Here is a 20,047-nt window from a genome sequence, read left to right as displayed (position 1 = left end):
GTAGCGCGAGCGTTTGTGGCTGAACGGCATCCCCTGTAGGAGCCGGGCGTGACAAATAATCCAGGCAACCCACCAAATCCTGTAGGAGCGAGCCTGCTCGCGAAGGTATTGGGTCAGTCAACGCAGACATTGCCCGTGCCGACGCTTTCGCGAGCAGGCTCGCTCCCACCGTTATTTGGGGGCCTGCGAAAGTACGGGGGCTTTCAGGCCGGTTCCACCTGCCGCGCGCGCACGATGTCTTGCATGAACCGCTCCGCCGGCATGGGGTGACCGAGCAAGTAACCTTGCAACGAATCGCAACCCAGCTTGGTCAGGAAGTCTTGCTGCACGCCGGTTTCCACGCCTTCGGCAACGATGCGCAGGCCCAGCGCCTGGCCCAGCGCGACGATGGCCGAGACGATGGCGGCGTCATCGCTGTCATGCTCAAGATCACGAACAAACCCCCGGTCGATTTTCAGCTCATTGGCCGGCAGGCGCTTGAGATACATCAGGCTTGAATAGCCGGTGCCGAAGTCGTCGATGGAGAGATCGACGCCCATGTCCGACAGCTCCTGCAGCACCATCATGCTCGCGTCGGCATCGCTCATGGCGGTGGTTTCGGTGATTTCCAGGGTCAGGCTGTTGGCCGGCAGGTGATGCGTGGCCAGGGCCTTCGCCACGCTCTGCACCAGCCCGGCATGGCAAAACTGCAAGGCCGAGAGGTTCACCGCGATACGCCAGCCGGTGTAGCCCAGCACGTACCACTCGCGCATCTGCCGACACGCTTCATTGAGTACCCATTCGCCGATAGGAATGATCAGGCCGGTTTTTTCCGCCAGATCAATAAACGTCGCAGGCATCAACATGCCCTGAGTTGGATGCTCCCAGCGCAGCAGCGCCTCGGCCCCGACCGGGCGACCATTGACCGCATCGAACTTCGGTTGGTAATGCAGGCTGAATTGCCCATGTTCCAGCCCGGCGCGCAGATCTTGCAGCAACTGCAATTGCTTGCGGGCGTTGGTATTCATCGAGGCGTCGAAGAAGCTGTAACCGTTCTTGCCCAGCCCTTTGGCGTGGTACATCGCAGCGTCAGCGTTCATTAGCAGTTCGTGGGCGTCATGGCCGTTGCCGGGGTAAAGGGCGATGCCGACGCTGGCGGATATTTGCAAATCGTGATCAGCGACTCGAAAGGTTTGACCGATCAACGCAACCTGCCGGGCGGCCAGGTTGACCGCATCATTCGGCTCGCTCAGGCGCACCAGCAATACGAATTCATCACCGCCGATTCGCGCCAGGGTGTCCTGGCTGCGCAAATCCTCACGCAGACGCAGCGCCACTTCGCGCAGCAACTGATCGCCCATGTGATGGCCAAATGCATCGTTGACCAGTTTAAAACCGTCGAGATCGATAAACATCAGCGCAAAACAGCCATCCTGCTCGTGCACTTCTTTCATCGCCTGGCTGATACGGTCGGCGAGCAACATCCGATTGGGCAAACCGGTCAGGGTGTCGTGCAGGGCCAGTTGGGTAAGTTGGCGGTTGGCGAGGGTCAAGGAATGGGCGAGATCGGCAGTGCGCGCTTCGAGGCGGGCGTCGAGAATCGAGGTCAGCAACGCGATGCTCAACACCGCCAGCGTAGTAATCAGCACAAGATTATCGAGGCCGTTACCGTTGAGACCATCCAGTGCCGCGCCGCAGAAACTGCCATCAGAAAAGCGTGCCGCCGCCATGCCGGTGTAGTGCATGCCGACAATCGCCACGCCCATGATGATCGCGGCGCCGGCGCGGAACAGGCGTACATAACGTGAATGTTGGCGTAACCGGAAGGCGATCCACAGCGCGGCGGCGGATGCACCGACCGCAATCAGCAAAGATGCGCCGAAGAGACCGGGATCGTAATCGATACCCGGTTGCATGAGCATGGCAGCCATGCCGGTGTAGTGCATGGCCGCGATGCCAGCACCCAGGATCAGCGCGCCAAATCCCAATTGCAGGGCCGGCAATTTCGGCTGGCTGACCAGCCACAGCGCGAAGCCGCTGGACAGCACAGCGATCAGCAGCGAAAGCGCGGTGATGCCGATGTCATAGCCCAGGTCAATCGGTAATTTGAAGGCGAGCATGCCGATGAAATGCATCGACCAGATGCCGACCCCCAACGCCAAGGCGCCGCCTGCCATCCAGAAATGCACGGCTCGCCCCTTGGCTGTGGCAATACGACCGGCAAGGTCGAGCGCGGTGTATGAGGCGAGTATCGCGACACACAACGAAATGAAAACCAGCGTGGAGGAATAGCTACCGATGAGCATGGACGTTCTCGTGGGCCCCGCGCCTTGTGGAAAGTCGTTTCAGGCGCGGTAAAGCCGGCGATTGTACTGATTGCGCAACGGAACGCACTGACAAAATAACCATTTTGCCATCAACCCGATGAAACGCTTGTTTGACGCCCTGTTTCCCACCGATGGTCGTTCCCACGCGCTGCGTGGGAACGGAGCCCGGGACGCTTCGCGCTCCAATTTTGGATCCGGAACGCGGAGCGTCACTGGAGGCATTCCCACGCGGAGCGAGGGGACGATCAGATCAAAAGATCGCAGCCTCCGGCAGCGCCTAAAGGAGGTTCAGGGCTGCGTTTCCAGTTGCCCGTCCCAGCCTCCGCCCAGCGCGGCGATCAGTTGCACGCTGGCGATCAGGCGGTTTTGCAGCAAGCTCAGTACGCTGCGTTCATTGCTCAGCGCCGTGGCTTGTACCACCACCACATCGAGGTAGGCGATGACCCCGGCCTTGTACTGGTTTTCGGTCAGCCGCAACGAGTCGCGCGCCGCATCAAGGGCTTCCTGGCGCACTGTCGCTTCGTCTTCATACACCTTGAGCTGAACCAGATAGTTCTCGACCTCGCGGAAACCATCCAGCACTGTCTGCCGATAGTTGGCGACCGTTTCGTCATACACCGCAGCAGTGCGGTCGACTTCAGCCGAACGCGTGCCGCCGTCGAACAACGGCAGATTCAGTTGCGGCCCCACGGACCAGAAGCGGTTCGGCAAGCTGACCAGGTTTTTCGACGTGCTGCTGCTATAACCACCACTCAGGCTCAGGCTCAGATCCGGGTAATACGCCGCTTTTGCCACGCCAATATTGGCGTTGGCGGCAATTACCGAGCGTTCGGCCGAAGCAATGTCTGGCCGACGTTCAAGCAGTTGCGACGGCAGGCTCAGGGGAATCTGCGGCAAATTCGGAATGTTTTGGGTTTCCGCCAGTTTGAAGTCTGCCGGCGGTTTGCCGATCAGCACGGCGATAGCGTTTTCGAATTGTGCCCGTTGCCAGATCAGATCGACCAGATCGCCCTGGGTGGTTTTCAGTTGGGTTTGCGCCTGCGCCACCGCATCGCGTCCGGAAATCCCGGCGCGGTATTGGTTCTGGGTCATTTTCAGCGAGCGTTCGTAAGCGGCCACCGTCGATTCGAGCAAGCGTTTCTGCTGATCGATCACGCGCAATTGCAGGTAGTTCTGCACCAGTTCCGACTGCTGGCTCAAACGCATTGCCGCCAGGTCGGCATAGCTCGCCTGGGCGCTGGCCTGATCAGCCTCCAGTCCACGGCGCAGCTTGCCCCAGATATCGGCTTCCCAACTCACCCCCAACTGCGCGTTGTAAGTGTCGCGAATACCGCTGGAAGAACTGCTCAGGCTTGAACTGCTGCTGCCGGTGCCCTGACTGGAACGGGTCTTGCCCATGCTCAGATCGACGGTCGGGTAAAACGCACTTTTGGCGCTGCTCACCAGCGCCTGAGCCTGACGGTACCGGGCTTCGGACTGGGCGACGGTCTGATTTGAACTGTTCAGTTGTTCGATCAGCCCGTTGAGCTGACTGTCACCGTACAGCTCCCACCACGCGCCACGGGCCAGGGAATCACTCGGACTGGCCTGTCGCCAACCCTCGGCCTCTTTGAACTGAGCGATTTGCGCGGTCTGCGGACGCTGGTAGTCCGGGCCGACGGCGCAGGCACTGAGCATTGCCACGCACAGCGACAGACTCAACAAACGCGAGCCCCGGGCAGTGGCCAGATTGAAAAGCGAACGTTCGGTCATAGCGGAGTTTCCAGAGCGGCATCAGTACGCACGCCGCGCCATTTATTGAAACGATGGCGCAGTTTGTCGAGATAGAGGTAAACCACCGGAGTGGTGTAGAGCGTCAGTACCTGACTGAAAATCAGGCCGCCGATGATGGTCAGGCCCAGCGGCTGGCGCATTTCCGCGCCCTCGGCCCGGCTGAGCAGCAACGGCAAGGCGCCGAGAATCGCCGCCAGCGTGGTCATCAGGATCGGCCGCAGCCGCTGCAGGCAGGCGCTGCGGATCGAATCCAGCGGTGACAGGCCTTGGTGACGCTCAAGTTGCAGCGCCAGGTCGATCATCAAAATCGCATTTTTCTTCACCACGCCGATTAGCAGGAACAGCCCGAGCAACGAAATCAGGCTGAACTCGCCGCCCAAGGCATAGATCGACAACAACGCACCTACGCCAGCCGACGGCAAGGTCGACAGAATGGTCAGCGGATGGATGTAGCTTTCATAAAGCACGCCCAGCACCAGATACACCGCGAGCAGCGCGCCAAGAATCATGAACGGCTGGCTCTTCTGCGTGGCGGCGAAGGCATCGGCGGTGCCGGCCATCTTCGCGATCACGTCTTCCGGCAAACCGACTTTGGCGATCGCCCGTTCAATGGCCGCACTGCCCTGCTCCACCGTGACGCCTTCAGCCATGTCGAAGGAAATGCTCTCCGAAGCGAACTGGCCTTCGTGGCTGACTCGGTCATCTTCCAGACTGCTTTCGTAATGGGCGATGGTCGACAGAGGAATCCGCGCACCATCGGCCGTGATCACCTGGACTTGCTTGAGGGTCACTGGATCCTGGGCGTATTTCTGATTGACCTCCATCACCACCTGGTACTGGTTGAGGCTGTCGTAGATCGTCGAAATCTGCCGCTGGCTGTAAGCGTTGTTCAGCACTGCCGTGACCATTTCCATGTCCACGCCAAGACGTTTGGCCTGATCGCGGTCGACGATCAGCGTTACCTGCTGCGCACCGGCGCCTTCACGCGCATCAATCGCGGTAAGTTCAGGCAATGCCTTGAGGGCGGCGACCACTTTCGGATACCAGGTGCGCAACTCGCCGAGATCGCCGCTTTGCAGGATGTAGGTGTATTGCGAGGTGGTTTGCTCTCGGCCACCGCCAAATTGCAGATCCTGATCGGCCATCAGCATCAATCGCGCGCCAGCCACCTTGGGCATTTCCTTGCGCAGGCGCTCGATGACTTCCTGTGCTGATAATCCACGTTCCGTGATGGGTTTCAGACGCACCAGCATGAAGGCGTTGTTGGTGCCGTTGGTGCCGCCGATGAAACCGGCCACGCTTTCCACGGCATCGTCCTTGAGCACGGCGCGTCGGAAGGTTTCCATCTTCGGCTGCATCACGTTGAACGACAGACCGTCGTCGCCGCGCACGAAACCGATCAACTGGCCGGTGTCCTGTTGCGGCATGAAGGTTTTCGGTACCACGACATACAAAGCGATGTTCACGCCGACCGTGATGATCAGGCTCAACAGCGTCAGACGCCGATGACGCAATACCCAATCCAGACTGGTCGCGTACTTGCCGACCATCCAGTCGTTGGTGCGCCGGCTCCAGCGTTGCAGGCGGTTATCCTGCCCCGGGGTGTGCGGTTTCAGCCAGCGGGCGCAGAGCATCGGGGTCAGGGTCAGTGAGACCACCAGCGACACGACGATGGCCGCCGCCAGTGTGATAGAGAACTCGCGGAACAAGCTCTCGATAATCCCGCCCATGAACAGAATCGACAGGAACACTGCCACCAGCGAGACGTTCATCGACAGCAGCGTGAACCCGACTTCCTGGGCGCCGAGGTACGCAGCCTTCATCGGTTTGACGCCTTCGTCGATGTGCCGGGAAATGTTCTCCAGCACCACGATGGCATCATCCACCACCAGGCCGGTGGCAAGAATCAGCGCCATCAGCGACAGGTTGTTCAGGGAAAACCCGTACAGGTACATCACCGCAAACGTACCAACCAGCGACACCGGCACCGCCAGCGTCGGAATCAGCGAGGCGCGGAAATTGCCAAGGAACAGAAACACCACCAGGATCACCAGCACCACGGCAATCAGCAGGGTCATTTCCGCTTCATGCAACGTCGCCTTGATGACCGGCGAACGATCCATCGCCAGGTTCAGCTTCACGCTGGCCGGCAGAACCGCTTGCAGCGCCGGTAGCTGCGCCTTGATTTCGTTGACCGTCTCGATGATGTTGGCACCGGCCTGACGGTTGATCACCAGCAGCACGGCGGCATCATTATTGAAGAAACCGCTGTTGTAACGGTCTTCGACGCCGTCAGTGACCTGCGCCACGTCTTTCAGGCGCAGGGCTGCACCGTCGGCGTAATGGATGATCAGCGACTCGTAATCCTTGGCCTTTTCCAGTTGGTCGTTGGCCTGAATCTGCCACAGACGCTGGCTATCTTCGACCGAGCCTTTGGGCCGGCGCACATTGGCGTCGGCAATGGTTTTGCGCACATCGTCCAGCGCCACGCCGTACTGGTTCAGCGCCTGCGGTTCGAGTTCGATACGCACCGCTGGCAACGAGCTGCCTCCGATCTGCACTTCGCCAACGCCCTGCACCTGGGACAGGCTTTGCGACAGGATGGTCGACGCCAGGTCATACAGCTGACCTTTTTCCAGCACATCAGAGGTCAGCGAAAGCACCATGATCGGCGCCTGGGACGGATTGACCTTTTTATAGGTCGGCATACTGCGCATCCCGCTCGGCAACAGGTTGCGCGAGGCATTGATGGCCGCCTGCACTTCCCGCGCCGCACCGTTGATGTCGCGGTCGAGGTCAAACTGCAGGATCACCCGGGTCGAGCCCTGGCTGGATCGGCTGCTCATGGTGTTGACCCCGGCGATGGCGCCGAACGAACGTTCCAGCGGCGTCGCCACGGTGGATGCCATCACCTCGGGACTCGCGCCCGCCAGACTGGCCTGGACGACGATCACCGGAAAGTCCATTTGCGGCAGCGGCGACACCGGCAGCAAGCCGAAGCTGACGCCGCCCAGCAGCATGATCGCCAGACTGAGGAGCATCGTCGCGACCGGGCGCTTGATGAAAGGACCGGACAGGTTCATCGCCCGCCACCAAACCCTGTGGGAGCGAGCCTGCTCGCGATGGCGTCGGCACCTTCAACATTAATGGATACTGATCGACCGCTATCGCAAGCAGGTTCGCTCCTCCAGGTTTTGCGCAGGATCATGCTTCCACCTCTTGGGCGTCTGCCTTGCGCAAGCGACGACCCAGTCGATCGAAGTACAGGTAAATCACCGGTGTAGTGAACAAGGTCAATACCTGGCTCAGCAGCAACCCGCCGACCATCACCAGACCCAGCGGCTGGCGCAGTTCCGCGCCGGAACCGGTGGCAAGCATGAGCGGCACCGCGCCGAACAGTGCGGCCAGGGTGGTCATCAGAATCGGCCGAAAACGCAGCAGCGCCGCCTGATAAATCGCCGTCTCGGGATCCATGCCCTGATTGCGTTCCGCGTCGAGGGCGAAGTCGATCATCATGATTGCGTTCTTCTTGACGATACCGATCAGCAAGATGATGCCGATGATCGCGATCATGCCCAAGTCATTTCCGCTGAGCAGCAACGCCAGCAACGCGCCGACCGCCGCCGACGGCAAGGTCGAGAGGATGGTGATCGGATGAATGTAGCTCTCGTAGAGCACGCCGAGCACGATGTACATGGTCACCACTGCCGCCAGAATCAGCAGCAATGTGCTCGACAGCGAGGCCTGAAACGCTTCGGCCGCGCCCTGGAACTGAGTCTGCACGCCAATCGGCATGCCGATGTCCTGCTGCACTTGCTCGATGATGTCCACCGCATGCCCCAGCGCCACGCCGGGCGCCAGGTTGAACGACATCATTACCGCCGGGAACTGGCCGATGTGGGTGATCGCCAATTGCGCCTGACGTTCTTCGACATGGGCCAGGCTCGACAGACGCACTTGCCCACCGTCGGTGGTCTTGACGTGAATCTGATCCAGCGCCTGCGGGCCGATCTTCTCCCCGGCCTGGGCTTGCAGCACCACGCGATACTGGCTCGCCTGGGTGTAAATGGTCGAAATCTGCCGTTGGCCGAACGCGTCGTACAGGGCGTCGGTGATGTTCGCCACCGACACGCCAAGGCGCGAAGCGGCGTCACGGTCGATCACCAGGAAAACCTGCAAGCCTTTATCCTGCAAGTCACTGGCGACATCGGCCAGTTCCGGCCGTTGCGCCAAGGCTTCGACCAGACGACCGCTCCAAAGACTCAACAACTCAGAATCCGGCGACGACATGCTGAACTGGTATTGCGTGCGGCTGACCCGGTCCTCGATGGTCAGATCCTGCACCGGCTGCATGTACAGGCGGATGCCCACCAGTTTGTCGAGTTGCGGTTGCAGGCGCGAAATCACTTCGGTGGCGCTGAGGTCACGGTCGCCGTGGGGCTTGAGGTTGATCAGCAAGCGACCACTGTTGAGCGTGGCGTTATCGCCATCGACGCCGATGTACGAAGACAGACTCTGTACCGCCGGGTCTTGCAGGATGATTTTCGCCAGCGCCTGCTGGCGCTCCCCCATCGCAGCGAAAGAGATCGACTGCGGCGCCTCGGAGATACCCTGGATCACCCCGGTGTCCTGCACCGGGAAGAAGCCCTTCGGCACGATCATGTAAAGGAACACGGTCAGTGCCAGCGTGCCGACGGCCACCAGCAACGTCAGCGGTTGGTGCTTGAGCACCCACTGCAATCCGCGCCCGTAACCGGCAATCATCCAGTCGATGAACGCACCGCTGGCCCGATAGAAACGGCCCTGTTCGTGTTCTTCCGGCTCGCGCTTGAGCAAACGGGCGCACATCATCGGCGTCAGGGTCAGCGACACCACCAGGGAAATCAGGATCGCCACCGCCAGCGTGATCGCGAACTCGCGGAACAACCGCCCGACCACGTCGGCCATGAACAGCAGCGGAATCAACACGGCGATCAGCGACAGCGTCAGCGAAATCAACGTAAAACCAATCTGTCTGGCGCCCTTGAGCGCCGCTTGCATCGGGCTGTCGCCCTCTTCAATGAACCGCGAAATGTTCTCGAGCATCACGATCGCATCGTCCACCACAAAACCGGTGGCGATGGTCAGGGCCATCAGGGTCAGGTTGTTGACCGAAAAACCGGCCAGGTACATCACGCCAAATGTACCGATCAACGACAACGGTACGGCCACCGACGGAATGATCGTGGCACTGGCGCGGCGCAAAAACAGGAACGTGACCATGACAACGAGCGCAATGGCGATCAGCAGTTCGTGTTGCACATCGGTCACGGAGGCGCGGATGGTCTGGGTGCGGTCGGTCAGCACGGTGACGTCGAGGCCGGCCGGCAAATTGTCGGTGATGCTTGGCAACAGCGCCTTGATCCGGTCGACCACTTCGATGACGTTGGCGCCGGGCTGGCGCTGGATGTTCAGCAACACAGCCTGGTTTTCGTTGGCCCACGCGGCCAGACGCTCGTTCTCGGCGCCATCAACGATCTGGGCGACGTCCTTCAGACGCAACGGCGCGCCGTTGGCATAAGCCAAAATCAGGTTGGCGTAATCCTTGGGCGATGTCAGTTGGTCATTGGCGTCGAGCATCGACACCCGGGTCGGGCCGTCGAAGTTGCCCTTGGGCTGGTTGACGTTGGACGCGGTGACTAACGTGCGCACGTCAGACAGGTTCAAACCGTTAGCCGCGAGCGCCTCGGGGTTGACCTTGATCCGCACGGCCTGGCGCTGACCGCCGGCGATAGTGACCATGCCGACGCCGCTGATCTGGGCGATCTTCTGCGCCATGCGCGTATCGACCAGGTCATTGAGTTTTGGCAACAACATGGTTTTCGAGGTGATCGCCAGTGTCAGCACCGGGGTGTCCGCCGGGTTGACCTTGTTGTACACCGGCGGCGCCGGCAAGTCGGTCGGCAACAGATTGGTCGCGGCGTTGATCGCGGCTTGCACCTGCTGCTCGGCGACATCCATGTTGATATCGAGGCTGAACCGCAGGGTCAGCACCGACGCACCGCCGGAACTGGTCGAGGCCATTTGCGTCAGGCCCGGCATCTGCCCGAACTGGCGTTCCAGCGGCGCGGTGACCGCACTGGTCATCACGTCGGGGCTGGCGCCCGGATAAAGAGTCATGACCCGAATGGTCGGATAGTCGACCTGAGGCAATGCCGACACGGGCAACAACCGATAGGCAATCAAACCGGCCAGAACAATGGCCAGCATGCTGAGGGTGGTGGCTACCGGACGCAGGATGAACAGCCGCGAGAGATTCATGCGCCCTTCTTCGCCTTGTCGGTGACCGGAGCGTCAGGCACGGTGGCGGCCGACTTGCCCTGCAGGTGTTCGGTCGGGGTCGTTGGTACGTCCTGGCTGTCGTTGACCACTTCCACTTCGCTGCCTTCTTTCAGGCGGTCGGTACCTTCCAGCACTAAGCGGTCGCCGGCGGCCAGGCCTTCGGTGACGACGGTGTTGTCACCGTCGCTGGCACCGATCTTCAACTGGCGAATGGTGACTTTCTTGTCTCCGTCGAGGGCATACACGAAGGTGCCGTTGGTGCCGAGCTGGATGGCCGCCGACGGTGCGAGCACCACATCTTTGAGGGTGTCGGCCAGCAAGTGAATGTTGACGAACTGATTCGGGAAGAGCGACTGGTCACGATTGTCGTAGCGCGCCTTGAACTTCAAAGTGCCGGTGGTGACGTCGATCTGGTTGTCGAGGCTTTGCAGTACGCCAGTGGCTTGCAACTTGGTGTCGCCGCGGTCCCACGCTTCGGCCGGCAGTTTGGCGCCGCTGTGATAGCGGGCGAGCACGGTTTCGAGGGTATTTTCCGGAAGGGTGAACGCGACGCTGATCGGCTGAGTCTGGGTGATGACCGCCAATGCCGTGGTGTCGTTGGCCGCCACCAGGTTACCGACGTCGAGCTGACGCAGACCGACGCGACCGGCAATCGGCGCGCGGATCCTGGTGAATTCGAGATTGAGCTTGGCGTCGTTGACGGCTGCCTGATTGGTCTTGACCGTGCCCAGGTACTGGCCGACCAGCGCTTCGGCGGTGTCCAGCGTCTGCTTGGCGATGCTGTCCTCTTTGTACAGACCGCGATAACGCTCGACATCGACCTGAGCGTTTTTCAGTTGCGCCTGATTCTGCAGCAAGGTGCCTTCCGCCTGGAGCAACGCGTTCTGGTAAGGACGCGGATCGATCTCGACCAGCAAGTCGCCAGCCTTGACCATCTGGCCCTCTTCGAAATTGATCTTGACCAGCTCACCGCCGACGCGACTGCGCACGTTGATGGTGTTGAGCGCCGTCACAGTGCCGAGTGCCTTGTAATACAGCGGGAAGTCACCTTTGACCGCTGTCGCCACACGAACCGGCACCGGCCCGGTACCACCGCCGAAGCCCGGCCGCATCATGCCCGAGCGTCCCGTATGTCCGGCCTGGGCCTTGTCAGCGCCTTCTTTGTTCGCTGAGCCGGTGGGCCAGAACTTCCAGCACAGAACGGCGATGACCAACAGCACAAGCAGGCTGATCAGCCAGCGACGGGATTTACGGGAGGACGATTGCATGGAGTGATTAACCATTGGGCGCGTGGGCTTCTTTTACAGGAGGCTGAACGATAAGCACTGGTGGGCGTTAAGCAAAGCGCCTTTACCGGCAATTTACTTTCAACTTACGTAACAAGGTGTTTGCCAAGACACTGATACACAAATGAAAACGGCCTGGACAGGGCCAGGCCGTTAACAATTGTAATGCTTTTGCTTCGGGGCGCTTACTTGAGAACGGACAGGGCCGCTTCGTAGTTCGGCTCTTCAGCGATTTCCTTGACCAATTCGCTGTGCAGCACGTTGTCGTTTTCGTCCAGCACGACCACAGCGCGAGCGGTCAGGCCTTTCAGCGGGCCGTCAGCGATGGCGACGCCATAGTTCTGGATGAACTCGGTGCCACGCAGGGTCGACAGGTTCTGGACGTTTTCCAGACCTTCGGCGCCGCAGAAGCGAGCCTGGGCGAACGGCAGGTCAGCCGAAATGCACAGCACTACGGTGTTTTCGATGTCATTGGCCTGGGCGTTGAACTTGCGCACGGACGTGGCGCAGGTCGGGGTGTCGACGCTTGGGAAGATGTTCAGCACTTTGCGCTTGCCGGCAAAGTCTTGAAGGGTGACATCGGACAGATTACCGGCTACCAGGGAAAAGGCTGGCGCCTTGGAGCCGGCTTGTGGCAACTCGCCATTGACTTGAACCGGGTTGCCTTTAAGGGTGACTTGAGCCATGAGTGGAATCCTCCTGAACGTTGTTATTAAGAAGCAAACAAGGAGCCGAAGTTAACCACGAAATGGCTTTGCAACCTATCTGCAAATCCAAATCGTCACGCGTCCGGCAACCTGCCCCCGGCCAGCATCGAGTTCGGAGACGATAGCCGAGCCATGCCGTTCAGCGCCGCGCAACCGCCGGGGTGGCTTAAACGCAGTGGCCAGGCCTTTATCTGCACCCCGCCGGCCCCACGCCCTGCAAGGACTGTTTCGCTCGTGTTACGGCCGTGAACCCGCCGGCGATCAAGCCCTCTCAACTTCGTGAAATCTTGACTACGCTGCACAGTCAGGCCGGTTCACACAAGACGTCGCCGACTTGGCGCTGCGCCCGTTGACCCCTGGTCACAAAAAGGATATCCCATGACGAATCCGCTGCTGAACCGCGAACGTTTGGGTCTGGCCCTGTTGCTGGGGTTGATCCTGCCGCTGCTCGCCCAGGCTGCCGAACCGCTGCCCTCATGGAACGACGGCCCGTCGAAGAAGAGCGTTATCGCGTTCGTCCAGGCCGTCACCGACCAGACCAGCAAGGACTTCGCCAGACCCGCCGACCGCATCGCCGTGTTCGACAACGACGGTACGCTGTGGAGCGAGCAACCGATGTATTTCGAGCTGATGTTCGCGTTCGATGAGGTCAAGCGCACCGCACCGCAGCACCCGGAATGGACTACGACTCAGCCGTTCAAAGCGGTGATTGAAAACGATCACAAAGCCTTGGCCGCTGCGGGTATGGAGGGCGTGCTGAAAATCTTCGGCGCCACCCACACCGGCATGACCACCGAGGCCTTTGATGACTATGCAACAACCTGGCTCAGCCAGGCCAGGCACCCGAAAACCGGCAAGCCGTATACCGAGATGATCTTCCAGCCGATGCTGGAGATGCTCGACTACCTGCGCAGCCAGGACTTCAAGACGTATATCGTTTCCGGCGGCGATACCGCGTTCATGCGCGCGTTCGCCGAGAAGGTCTACGGCATTGCGCCGGAACAGGTGATCGGCACCACCTTCATCACCGCCTTCGAATACAAGGACGGCAAAGCCTCCATCGTGCGCACGCCAAAACTGGCGCACAACGACGATGGCCCCGGAAAACCGGAAAGCATCGACGCCGTGATTGGCCGTCGTCCGATCCTTGCCTTTGGCAATTCCGACGGCGACCTGCAAATGCTGCAGTGGACGGCCGCCGGCACCGGTAAACGCTTCATGGGCCTGGTGCATCACACCGACGCCAAACGTGAATGGGCCTACGACCGGCAATCCAACATCGGCAAGCTGGACAAAGCCCTCGACGAAGCGAACTCCCAAGGCTGGACGGTGGTGGACATGGCGGCCGAGTGGCGCCGGATCTACCCGTTCGACCCACCGGCAACCGAGCAACAGCAATAACAAAAGCGTGCCGCAAGACTGCAAAAACGTCAGTCGCACCATGCGCGGTGCCCGCGCAAACGGAGCAAGTCAGATGACTCGTCGTGCACATGATATGCGCACGACGAGGACACTGCGGCAGCTCCTACACGGGGATGGTTATTTGTTTTTGAGTTTCAGGTAGGACTGATGCAAATCCGACGCCCAGCCATCGATGACCGATTTGACGTCGTCGGCCTTCATCACCTGGGAATCGTTTTCCAAGGGTTTGCCGGTGCCTTTGCGCACGACCTGGGCGACGACTTTGTTGCTGCTGCCGTCGAGGAACACCGCTTCGGTCGCCAGAGTGGTTTCCTGATCGCGGATGCCGCTGGCGGTGCTGACCGCTGCTGCAACCAATGCGATCGGAATCACTTCATAAGGCTTGAGGCCTTCGGTCTTGCTGCTGACAGCGGTGATCGCCGCACGCACCACGATTACGCCTGGCCCCGGACCGGCCGCAAGCGGCAGGGATTTGCCCAGTTCACGCTTGAGCGCCTGATCGTAGTAACTGGTGATGCCATTGAGCGTTTGCTGAGGGATTTTCACGGTCGGTTGCGGTTTGGGATAGAGCTGAGTCGGTTCGATGTAGACGCTGGTGAATGTATTGATGTCCATCTTCGGATCCATCCAGCGCATTACCTCGGCACCGGACGGTGACTTGGCCTCTTTGAGTTGACTGTAATCCTTGAGAAAGCCGGAGTACTGGTCAGGCTCGACGACTTTGCTGGCGCAACCCGTCACGCCGAGGGTGGCAATGCACAGGGTGCTCATCATCAGTGCAAGCTTCATGCTGTAACTCCTTGTCAGAGGGCCGAATCATTTTACGTAAGGGGAGCTACAGGTATAGCTAAAACTCGGCCAATAGCGATCCAGCAACACAACATTCACACAAGGCTGCGCAGTCGCTCACAACCGTTATTTGACAGACGCTGACCAGACAGCAAAGCTGCATCAAGCTTGAACGCAAACCAGATGGCAAACGCACCTGGATCACGGACGTCGCAATGCCCAAGCATAAAAATAAAGCCACACCGTTGCAGCGTGATGCTTCCCCGATCTCGATTTCACGTTACCTGTTTCCCGTCACCATCGGCCTGTTGCTGGCGGTGGTGGCGGGGATCGGCTGGTTTCTGTTCAGTCCGGCACCAGCACCGATAAACCCGGTGCAGGTCAGCACCCCTGCTCCAGCGCCCGCCAAGCTAAAACCTGTGGCCGCGAACAACCCGGCGACGATGGTCGACGAGCAACAGTGCAAAGGCTGTCACAGCCAACAGGTCAAGGATTGGCAAGGCTCTCATCATCAATTGGCGATGCAAGCGGCCAACACCGATACGATGCTCGGCGACTTCCAAAACATCACCTTCAAAGCTGAAAACGAGACGACCCGGTTCATGCGCAAGGGCGACGAGTTCTGGGTCAATACGCCGGGCATCGATGGCAAGAATGCTGACTTCAAAGTGGCGTACACCTTTGGTATCGCGCCGCTGCAGCAATACCTGATCGAGGTCGGCAACGGTCGGCTACAAGCGCTCGGCGTGGCGTGGGATACCGAGAAAAATCGCTGGTTTCATCTCTACCCAGGACAGGGTGTCCATTTCAAAAATCCTCTGCATTGGAGCAAGCCAAGCCAGAACGCCAACTTCATGTGCGTCGAGTGCCACACCACCGGTTTCAAGCGTAATTTCGATGCCGCGACAAATACCTTCGCCAGCCACTGGAACAGCCTTGGTGTTGGATGTCAGGCCTGTCATGGGCCGGCATCGAATCACCTGGAATGGACGGCGAAAAAAACCGGCCTGATCAACGCCGGATTCGACGTCAATCTCAAAGACAAAAACGCCACGATCGAAATCGAAACCTGCGCCCGCTGCCACGCTCGCCGCGCACCATTGGGCGATGGCTTCACCGTCGGCAAGCGTCTGATGGACGACTACCTGCCGAGCACCCTCACCCGCGAGCTTTATGCGCTGGACGGCAAGATCAACGACGAAGTGTTCGAACACGGCTCGTTCCTGCAAAGCAAAATGTTCGACAAGGGCGTGCGTTGCAGCGACTGCCACAACCCGCACAGCACCGACCTGAAAGCGCCGGGCAACGGTGTGTGCCTGCAATGCCACAACAAGGCCGGGAAACCCTCGGTCGAGAGCGTCAATGGCAAAGGCCTGCAAGCGAAAAATTACGATTCCGTGGAACACACCCGCCACACCCTGGGCCAGCCCGGCTCGCAATGTGTGGATTGCCACATGCCCGGCAAGTTTTATATGGGCAATGATTTCCGGCATGACCACAGCTTCAGCATTCCCAACCCGCCGCGAGCAAAAAAACTCGGCACGCCGGATGCCTGCCTGACCTGCCATCAAGGCAAGGACGGCGACAACGTCACGGCGCAATACAAGCTGTGGCGTGCTTCATCCGAACCGCAGGCGCCGCGTTACGACGAAAGCCTGTGGCTGATCCGCAACGGCCAACCCGGCGCGGCGACTGCGCTTTACCAGCAATTGCAGCGCAGCAACCTGCCAGCGATCCAGCGCGCCACCCTGCTCGCCGAACTGCCGCTGTACCCGAGTGAACAGGCGCTGAAACTCGCCACTCAAGATCTGCAGCACCCGGCACCGCAAGTTCGTGAAAGCGCGGTGCGGGCAATCAGCGCATTTATTCCGCCACCCGAGCGCGCGCGGTTGCTGACGCCGCTGTTGGGCGATCCGGTGAAAGCCGTGCGTATCGCGGCGGCACGGGATCTGCTCAGCGTGGCCCGTAACGGCCTCGGCAATGCGCAAGCCAATTGGGACGCCGCCATCGGCGAGTACGAAAATGTGCAGAAAAATCTCGCCGAGCGCGCCGAGGCCAATCTCAATCTGGCCATGCTTTATCAGGCCAGCGGCCGGGGTGCCGAGGTTGAAGGATTGCTGCGCACCGCGCTCAAACGTGACCCGGATTTCTACCCGGCACTGGTGACGCTGGTGCAATGGCTGGAGAGCAATGGTCGTGGTCAGGAAGCGCAAACGTTACTGAAGGATAGTCTCAAGGAACATCCAGACGCCGCGTTGCTGCAACATACACGCGGACTGTCGCTGATCCGCGCCGGCAAGCGCAGTGAAGCCATGTCGGCCCTGAGCAAGGCTGCGCAACTGGAGCCGCAGAACGCGCAATACGGTTATGTGCTGGCGGTGGCGCTGCACGAGAGCGGTAAGGTCGATGAAGCGTGCGCAGAGCTGGAGCGACTGCTGAAAGACCAACCGGCAAACCGCAATGCGCGCCTGTCGCTGATCCAGTACTACCTCGACAGCGACCAGGAACCCAGGGCGCAGGCGCTGTTGCAAGGCTGGAAGAGAATCAACATGGGCGACCCGGCGCTGAAATAAACCCTCCACAATCCCCTGTAGGAGCTGACGAGTGAACCCGGAGTTACCAGGACGAGCCACTTTTCTGCGCCAGTTCCCGCCGGCTATGGGCCCGCATCGCTTTCACCAACGATACCGACCCCACCAACAGAATCGCCGCACCGAATAAAAAGTCGATGTTGTACAACTGAAAGTCCTGCGGCGGCCCTACCAGCAGAACCCGCGCCACCGCGATCCCCACCAGCGTCGCAAGAAAGTCGATGCCCGGCTCGTCGCGGTAGAACACGTGCAGCAACGGCAAACACGTCATCAGTAGCAACAGCAACACGACAACCTTGAACGAGCCCTTGCGCTCAACGCTGAACGCACATTCCTGCGGCCCATAGGCCTTGTAATCCTCATCGCGGATCATCGAGTTTTTCTCGTTGATGTAGTCGACGCGGTTGTACTTCTGGATCGGCGTGAAGGTATTGGACATCTGCATCAGCGTGGTGATGTTCTTGAAGCGCAGGTCGACGCGCTCGGTGCCCTTGAGGTAATAGAGCACCGGTTTGTAGCCGTACCGATAGGTATCGAAAGGAAACTCGGTGGCCCGCCCCTGCACACCGATCGGTCGCGGCTCGAGTTCGGCATAGGCGCTTTTGTTAGACGAGGACAGGTTGCGACTGAGCGGTTTGATCTTGACCTGTTCGAGGAAAATCGGCGTCACGCCGAATGACCATTGCAGTGGCTCGAGGCGCAGACGCAGTTCGTTGCGGCCCAGGCCGTAGCGATTGAACGTGCGCTCGGACACCACCACCGCGCCATCAAGCATGAACTCGCCGCGCAGATTGTTAGTGACGCGCAAGGTCAGTTGATCACGGCCGAGCAACGCCGCTTCGCTGGACGGTAGCGTGCCGCACCACGCAGTGCTTTCGTTGGCGCCGCCCAACTGGCCGTCGCGGTTTTCCTTGAACACATACAAGTAGCTGGCCCACAGCGTCACCATCAAAAGCAACGCCACCAGCCCCAGGATTTTTTTGCCTGCAATCACAAGACGAGACTCCCTTCTTCATTCCGTCGTCCAGCCGTAAACCCGCTGGCGCCGGGGACTCTACCAAAAGGCCACCATCGACCCAAGCAAAAATCCCCCGAATGACCGACGCCTAAGGGTTTCCCCGGTGGTCTGGATTGAGACAAAAAACCGCCATGACACTTCTCGTCAAGTTGGCCGGTACAGTTGATTAGCGCTGGTATCCGCGTTCGAACAAAACGACACTCTTGTGGGCCCGGACTTTCACATGGGCCTGAGACTGAGGACATCCAATGCGCACCATCGGCCTGATCGGCGGCATGAGCTGGGAATCCAGCGCCGAATATTATCGACTCATCAACCAGCAAGTCCGCGATCAACTCGGCCCGCTGCGCTCTGCACAACTGCTGATGTACAGCGTCGACTTCGGCCCGGTCGAACAGGCCCAGCACGCCGGACGCTGGGATGACGCCGCAGCGATCCTGGTGAATGCCGCGCGCAGGCTTGAGACCGCTGGCGCCGACTGTGTAGTGCTTTGCACCAACACCATGCACAAGGTCGCCGGGCAGATTCAAGCGGCCATCGGCATCCCCTTCCTGCACATCGCCGAACCCGCCGCGCACGCGGCTCTGGCCATTGATGCACGCATCGTCGGCCTGCTCGGCACGGCGTTCACCATGGAGCAGGATTTCCTCAAGGAACGCCTGATCGCTCAGGGTTTGACGGTGCTGGTGCCGGATGACGAAGCGCGCGAGGCCGTGCACCGCATCATCTATGACGAACTCTGTGTCGGCGTCATCAGCAATGAATCACGCAAGGTCTATCAACAGGTCATCGAATCCCTGACCGCACGTGGCGCCCGGGCGATCATCCTCGGCTGCACGGAAATCGGCCTGCTGATCAAACCCGAACACAGTGCCCTGCCCTTGCTCGACACCACCGAGCTGCACGCGCAGGCGGCGGTGGCGTTCGCGCTGGGCGACTGAGTCAAACCCTGGGCGTGCGCAGACGCGCCATGGTCAAGGTGTCCACCCACCGCCCGTCACGCACGGCGTAATCGCGCAACAGGCCTTCGGTCTCGAAGCCGAACTTGCGGTAGAGGCCGATAGCGGCCTCGTTGTCGGCGTAGACGGTAAGCTCGACGCGGTGCAGATTCATCCAGTTGTCGGCAAAGTCCAGCGCCGCCGCCAACAGTCTGGAACCCACGCCCTTCCCCTGCCAGGCAACCGCCACTCCCATGCCGAACCCACCGGCATGGCTGCGGCGAATCCGCGAATAGCCTTCCAGCCCCAACTGACCAATCACCATGCCTTGATGCAGCGCCACCAGTTTCAACGCCCGCTCATTCTCCGCCAGCAATCGCTGACGCCAGACCTCAGTGGACTGAAAGGGCACTTGCAACACATGCCGCGCCACGGCGGGATCGTTATAGAGCGCGGTGACGCCTTCAACATGGGACTCGTTGAAGCGTTCGAGATGGATAGCGGGATTGTCTTCACGCATAGCAGATTCGTCCTTGATGAGCACATGGCCGATCACTCTAACCTGAACACACCGCGCTCTTGAGCTGCCGCAGGCTGCGGCGGCTCCTACACATACCGTCCGTCTTAAATAGGCCTCTACCTGTCAGACCTGACAGTAGGCAATCTCCCGCTCCCGCGTCATAAATCACTCCGTCACCCTCACCCGCAAGGAGCAGTCATGTCATCCACCGACTCACCCGGCACCGAACCACGTGCCCTCACGGAAATCTTTATCCCCGGGCGTACCGGGCCGGTCTCGGAGAATCCAAAGGTCTGGGGCATTAACATTGCCGCCGCGCTGGGGAATTTTCCGCGACAGGGTTTGCTGTGCCAGGCCGGGCCGTGGAGGCCTATGC

At 60.1% G+C, this 20,047-nt stretch carries 12 protein-coding genes; 3 read left to right on the top strand and 9 right to left on the bottom strand.

Going from position 1 to position 20,047, the window contains the following annotated elements; genetic code table 11:
- Positions 1–203: 203 nt before the first annotated feature.
- The 6 genes from GIW69_RS23755 to tpx all read right to left on the bottom strand — a co-directional run bounded on the left by GIW69_RS23755 (position 204) and on the right by tpx (position 12,372).
- Positions 204–2,285, bottom strand: a complete 2,082-nt coding sequence (locus GIW69_RS23755; protein ID WP_236485207.1) for an EAL domain-containing protein — start codon at positions 2,283–2,285, stop codon at positions 204–206.
- Between the two features lie 309 nt (positions 2,286–2,594).
- Positions 2,595–4,058 (bottom strand): efflux transporter outer membrane subunit, encoded by a 1,464-nt coding sequence (locus tag GIW69_RS23750; protein WP_236485206.1) that lies wholly within the window; start codon positions 4,056–4,058, stop codon positions 2,595–2,597.
- Entirely contained in the window at positions 4,055–7,162 is a 3,108-nt protein-coding gene (locus GIW69_RS23745; RefSeq protein WP_236485205.1) for an efflux RND transporter permease subunit, read from the bottom strand. The genes GIW69_RS23750 and GIW69_RS23745 overlap by 4 nt, the downstream gene beginning before the upstream one ends.
- A gap of 121 nt (positions 7,163–7,283) precedes the next feature.
- Complete coding sequence (locus tag GIW69_RS23740; protein WP_236485204.1) at positions 7,284–10,379, bottom strand: MdtB/MuxB family multidrug efflux RND transporter permease subunit; 3,096 nt, start codon at positions 10,377–10,379, stop codon at positions 7,284–7,286.
- Entirely contained in the window at positions 10,376–11,683 is a 1,308-nt protein-coding gene (locus tag GIW69_RS23735; protein ID WP_236485203.1) for an MdtA/MuxA family multidrug efflux RND transporter periplasmic adaptor subunit, read from the bottom strand. Before GIW69_RS23735 ends, GIW69_RS23740 begins: the two co-directional genes overlap by 4 nt.
- Positions 11,684–11,871: 188 nt before the next feature.
- Positions 11,872–12,372: a thiol peroxidase gene (gene tpx / locus GIW69_RS23730; protein ID WP_236485202.1), complete on the bottom strand. Its 501-nt coding sequence runs from the start codon at positions 12,370–12,372 to the stop codon at positions 11,872–11,874.
- A gap of 399 nt (positions 12,373–12,771) precedes the next feature.
- Between tpx and GIW69_RS23725 the strand changes: the two genes are divergently transcribed.
- A complete protein-coding gene (locus tag GIW69_RS23725) occupies positions 12,772–13,794 on the top strand; it encodes an HAD family hydrolase (protein WP_236485201.1) in 1,023 nt (340 codons plus the stop codon).
- 138 nt (positions 13,795–13,932) lie between these two features.
- On the opposite strand, the gene GIW69_RS23720 is transcribed toward GIW69_RS23725, so the two are convergent.
- The gene (locus tag GIW69_RS23720; protein WP_236485200.1) at positions 13,933–14,604 is read right to left on the bottom strand and encodes a DUF3313 domain-containing protein; all 672 of its coding nucleotides are present in this window, start codon (positions 14,602–14,604) and stop codon (positions 13,933–13,935) included.
- Positions 14,605–14,819: 215 nt separating this feature from the next.
- Here GIW69_RS23720 and GIW69_RS23715 point away from each other — a divergent pair, with 215 nt between their 5' ends.
- On the top strand, positions 14,820–17,177 hold the full coding sequence (locus GIW69_RS23715) for a tetratricopeptide repeat protein (RefSeq protein ID WP_236485199.1): 2,358 nt from the start codon (positions 14,820–14,822) through the stop codon (positions 17,175–17,177).
- Between the two features lie 43 nt (positions 17,178–17,220).
- Here the strand turns inward: GIW69_RS23715 and GIW69_RS23710 are convergent, their stop codons facing one another.
- The gene (locus GIW69_RS23710) at positions 17,221–18,189 is read right to left on the bottom strand and encodes a hypothetical protein (protein ID WP_236485198.1); all 969 of its coding nucleotides are present in this window, start codon (positions 18,187–18,189) and stop codon (positions 17,221–17,223) included.
- A 272-nt stretch (positions 18,190–18,461) separates the two neighbouring features.
- Here GIW69_RS23710 and GIW69_RS23705 point away from each other — a divergent pair, with 272 nt between their 5' ends.
- A complete protein-coding gene (locus GIW69_RS23705) occupies positions 18,462–19,154 on the top strand; it encodes an aspartate/glutamate racemase family protein (protein ID WP_236485197.1) in 693 nt (230 codons plus the stop codon).
- Between the two features lies 1 nt (position 19,155).
- Here the strand turns inward: GIW69_RS23705 and GIW69_RS23700 are convergent, their stop codons facing one another.
- Positions 19,156–19,671 (bottom strand): GNAT family N-acetyltransferase, encoded by a 516-nt coding sequence (locus tag GIW69_RS23700; RefSeq protein ID WP_236485196.1) that lies wholly within the window; start codon positions 19,669–19,671, stop codon positions 19,156–19,158.
- Positions 19,672–20,047 lie beyond the last annotated feature (376 nt).

It is taken from the genome of Pseudomonas syringae, assembly GCF_021605415.1.
GTDB lineage: Bacteria > Pseudomonadota > Gammaproteobacteria > Pseudomonadales > Pseudomonadaceae > Aquipseudomonas > Aquipseudomonas syringae_S.
The sequence above is the reverse complement of the archived record's forward strand: the minus strand, read 5'-3'. Positions and strand labels throughout refer to the sequence as shown.

Excerpts from the sequence above, each read along its gene's own strand:
- GIW69_RS23755 (WP_236485207.1), bottom strand. The coding sequence starts at position 2,285 with ATGCTCATCGGTAGCTATTCCTCCACGCTGGTTTTCATTTCGTTGTGT.
- GIW69_RS23750 (WP_236485206.1), bottom strand. The coding sequence starts at position 4,058 with ATGACCGAACGTTCGCTTTTCAATCTGGCCACTGCCCGGGGCTCGCGT.
- GIW69_RS23745 (WP_236485205.1), bottom strand. The coding sequence starts at position 7,162 with ATGAACCTGTCCGGTCCTTTCATCAAGCGCCCGGTCGCGACGATGCTC.
- GIW69_RS23740 (WP_236485204.1), bottom strand. The coding sequence starts at position 10,379 with ATGAATCTCTCGCGGCTGTTCATCCTGCGTCCGGTAGCCACCACCCTC.
- GIW69_RS23735 (WP_236485203.1), bottom strand. The coding sequence starts at position 11,683 with ATGGTTAATCACTCCATGCAATCGTCCTCCCGTAAATCCCGTCGCTGG.
- tpx (WP_236485202.1), bottom strand. The coding sequence starts at position 12,372 with ATGGCTCAAGTCACCCTTAAAGGCAACCCGGTTCAAGTCAATGGCGAG.
- GIW69_RS23725 (WP_236485201.1), top strand. The coding sequence starts at position 12,772 with ATGACGAATCCGCTGCTGAACCGCGAACGTTTGGGTCTGGCCCTGTTG.
- GIW69_RS23720 (WP_236485200.1), bottom strand. The coding sequence starts at position 14,604 with ATGAAGCTTGCACTGATGATGAGCACCCTGTGCATTGCCACCCTCGGC.
- GIW69_RS23715 (WP_236485199.1), top strand. The coding sequence starts at position 14,820 with ATGCCCAAGCATAAAAATAAAGCCACACCGTTGCAGCGTGATGCTTCC.
- GIW69_RS23705 (WP_236485197.1), top strand. The coding sequence starts at position 18,462 with ATGCGCACCATCGGCCTGATCGGCGGCATGAGCTGGGAATCCAGCGCC.
- GIW69_RS23700 (WP_236485196.1), bottom strand. The coding sequence starts at position 19,671 with ATGCGTGAAGACAATCCCGCTATCCATCTCGAACGCTTCAACGAGTCC.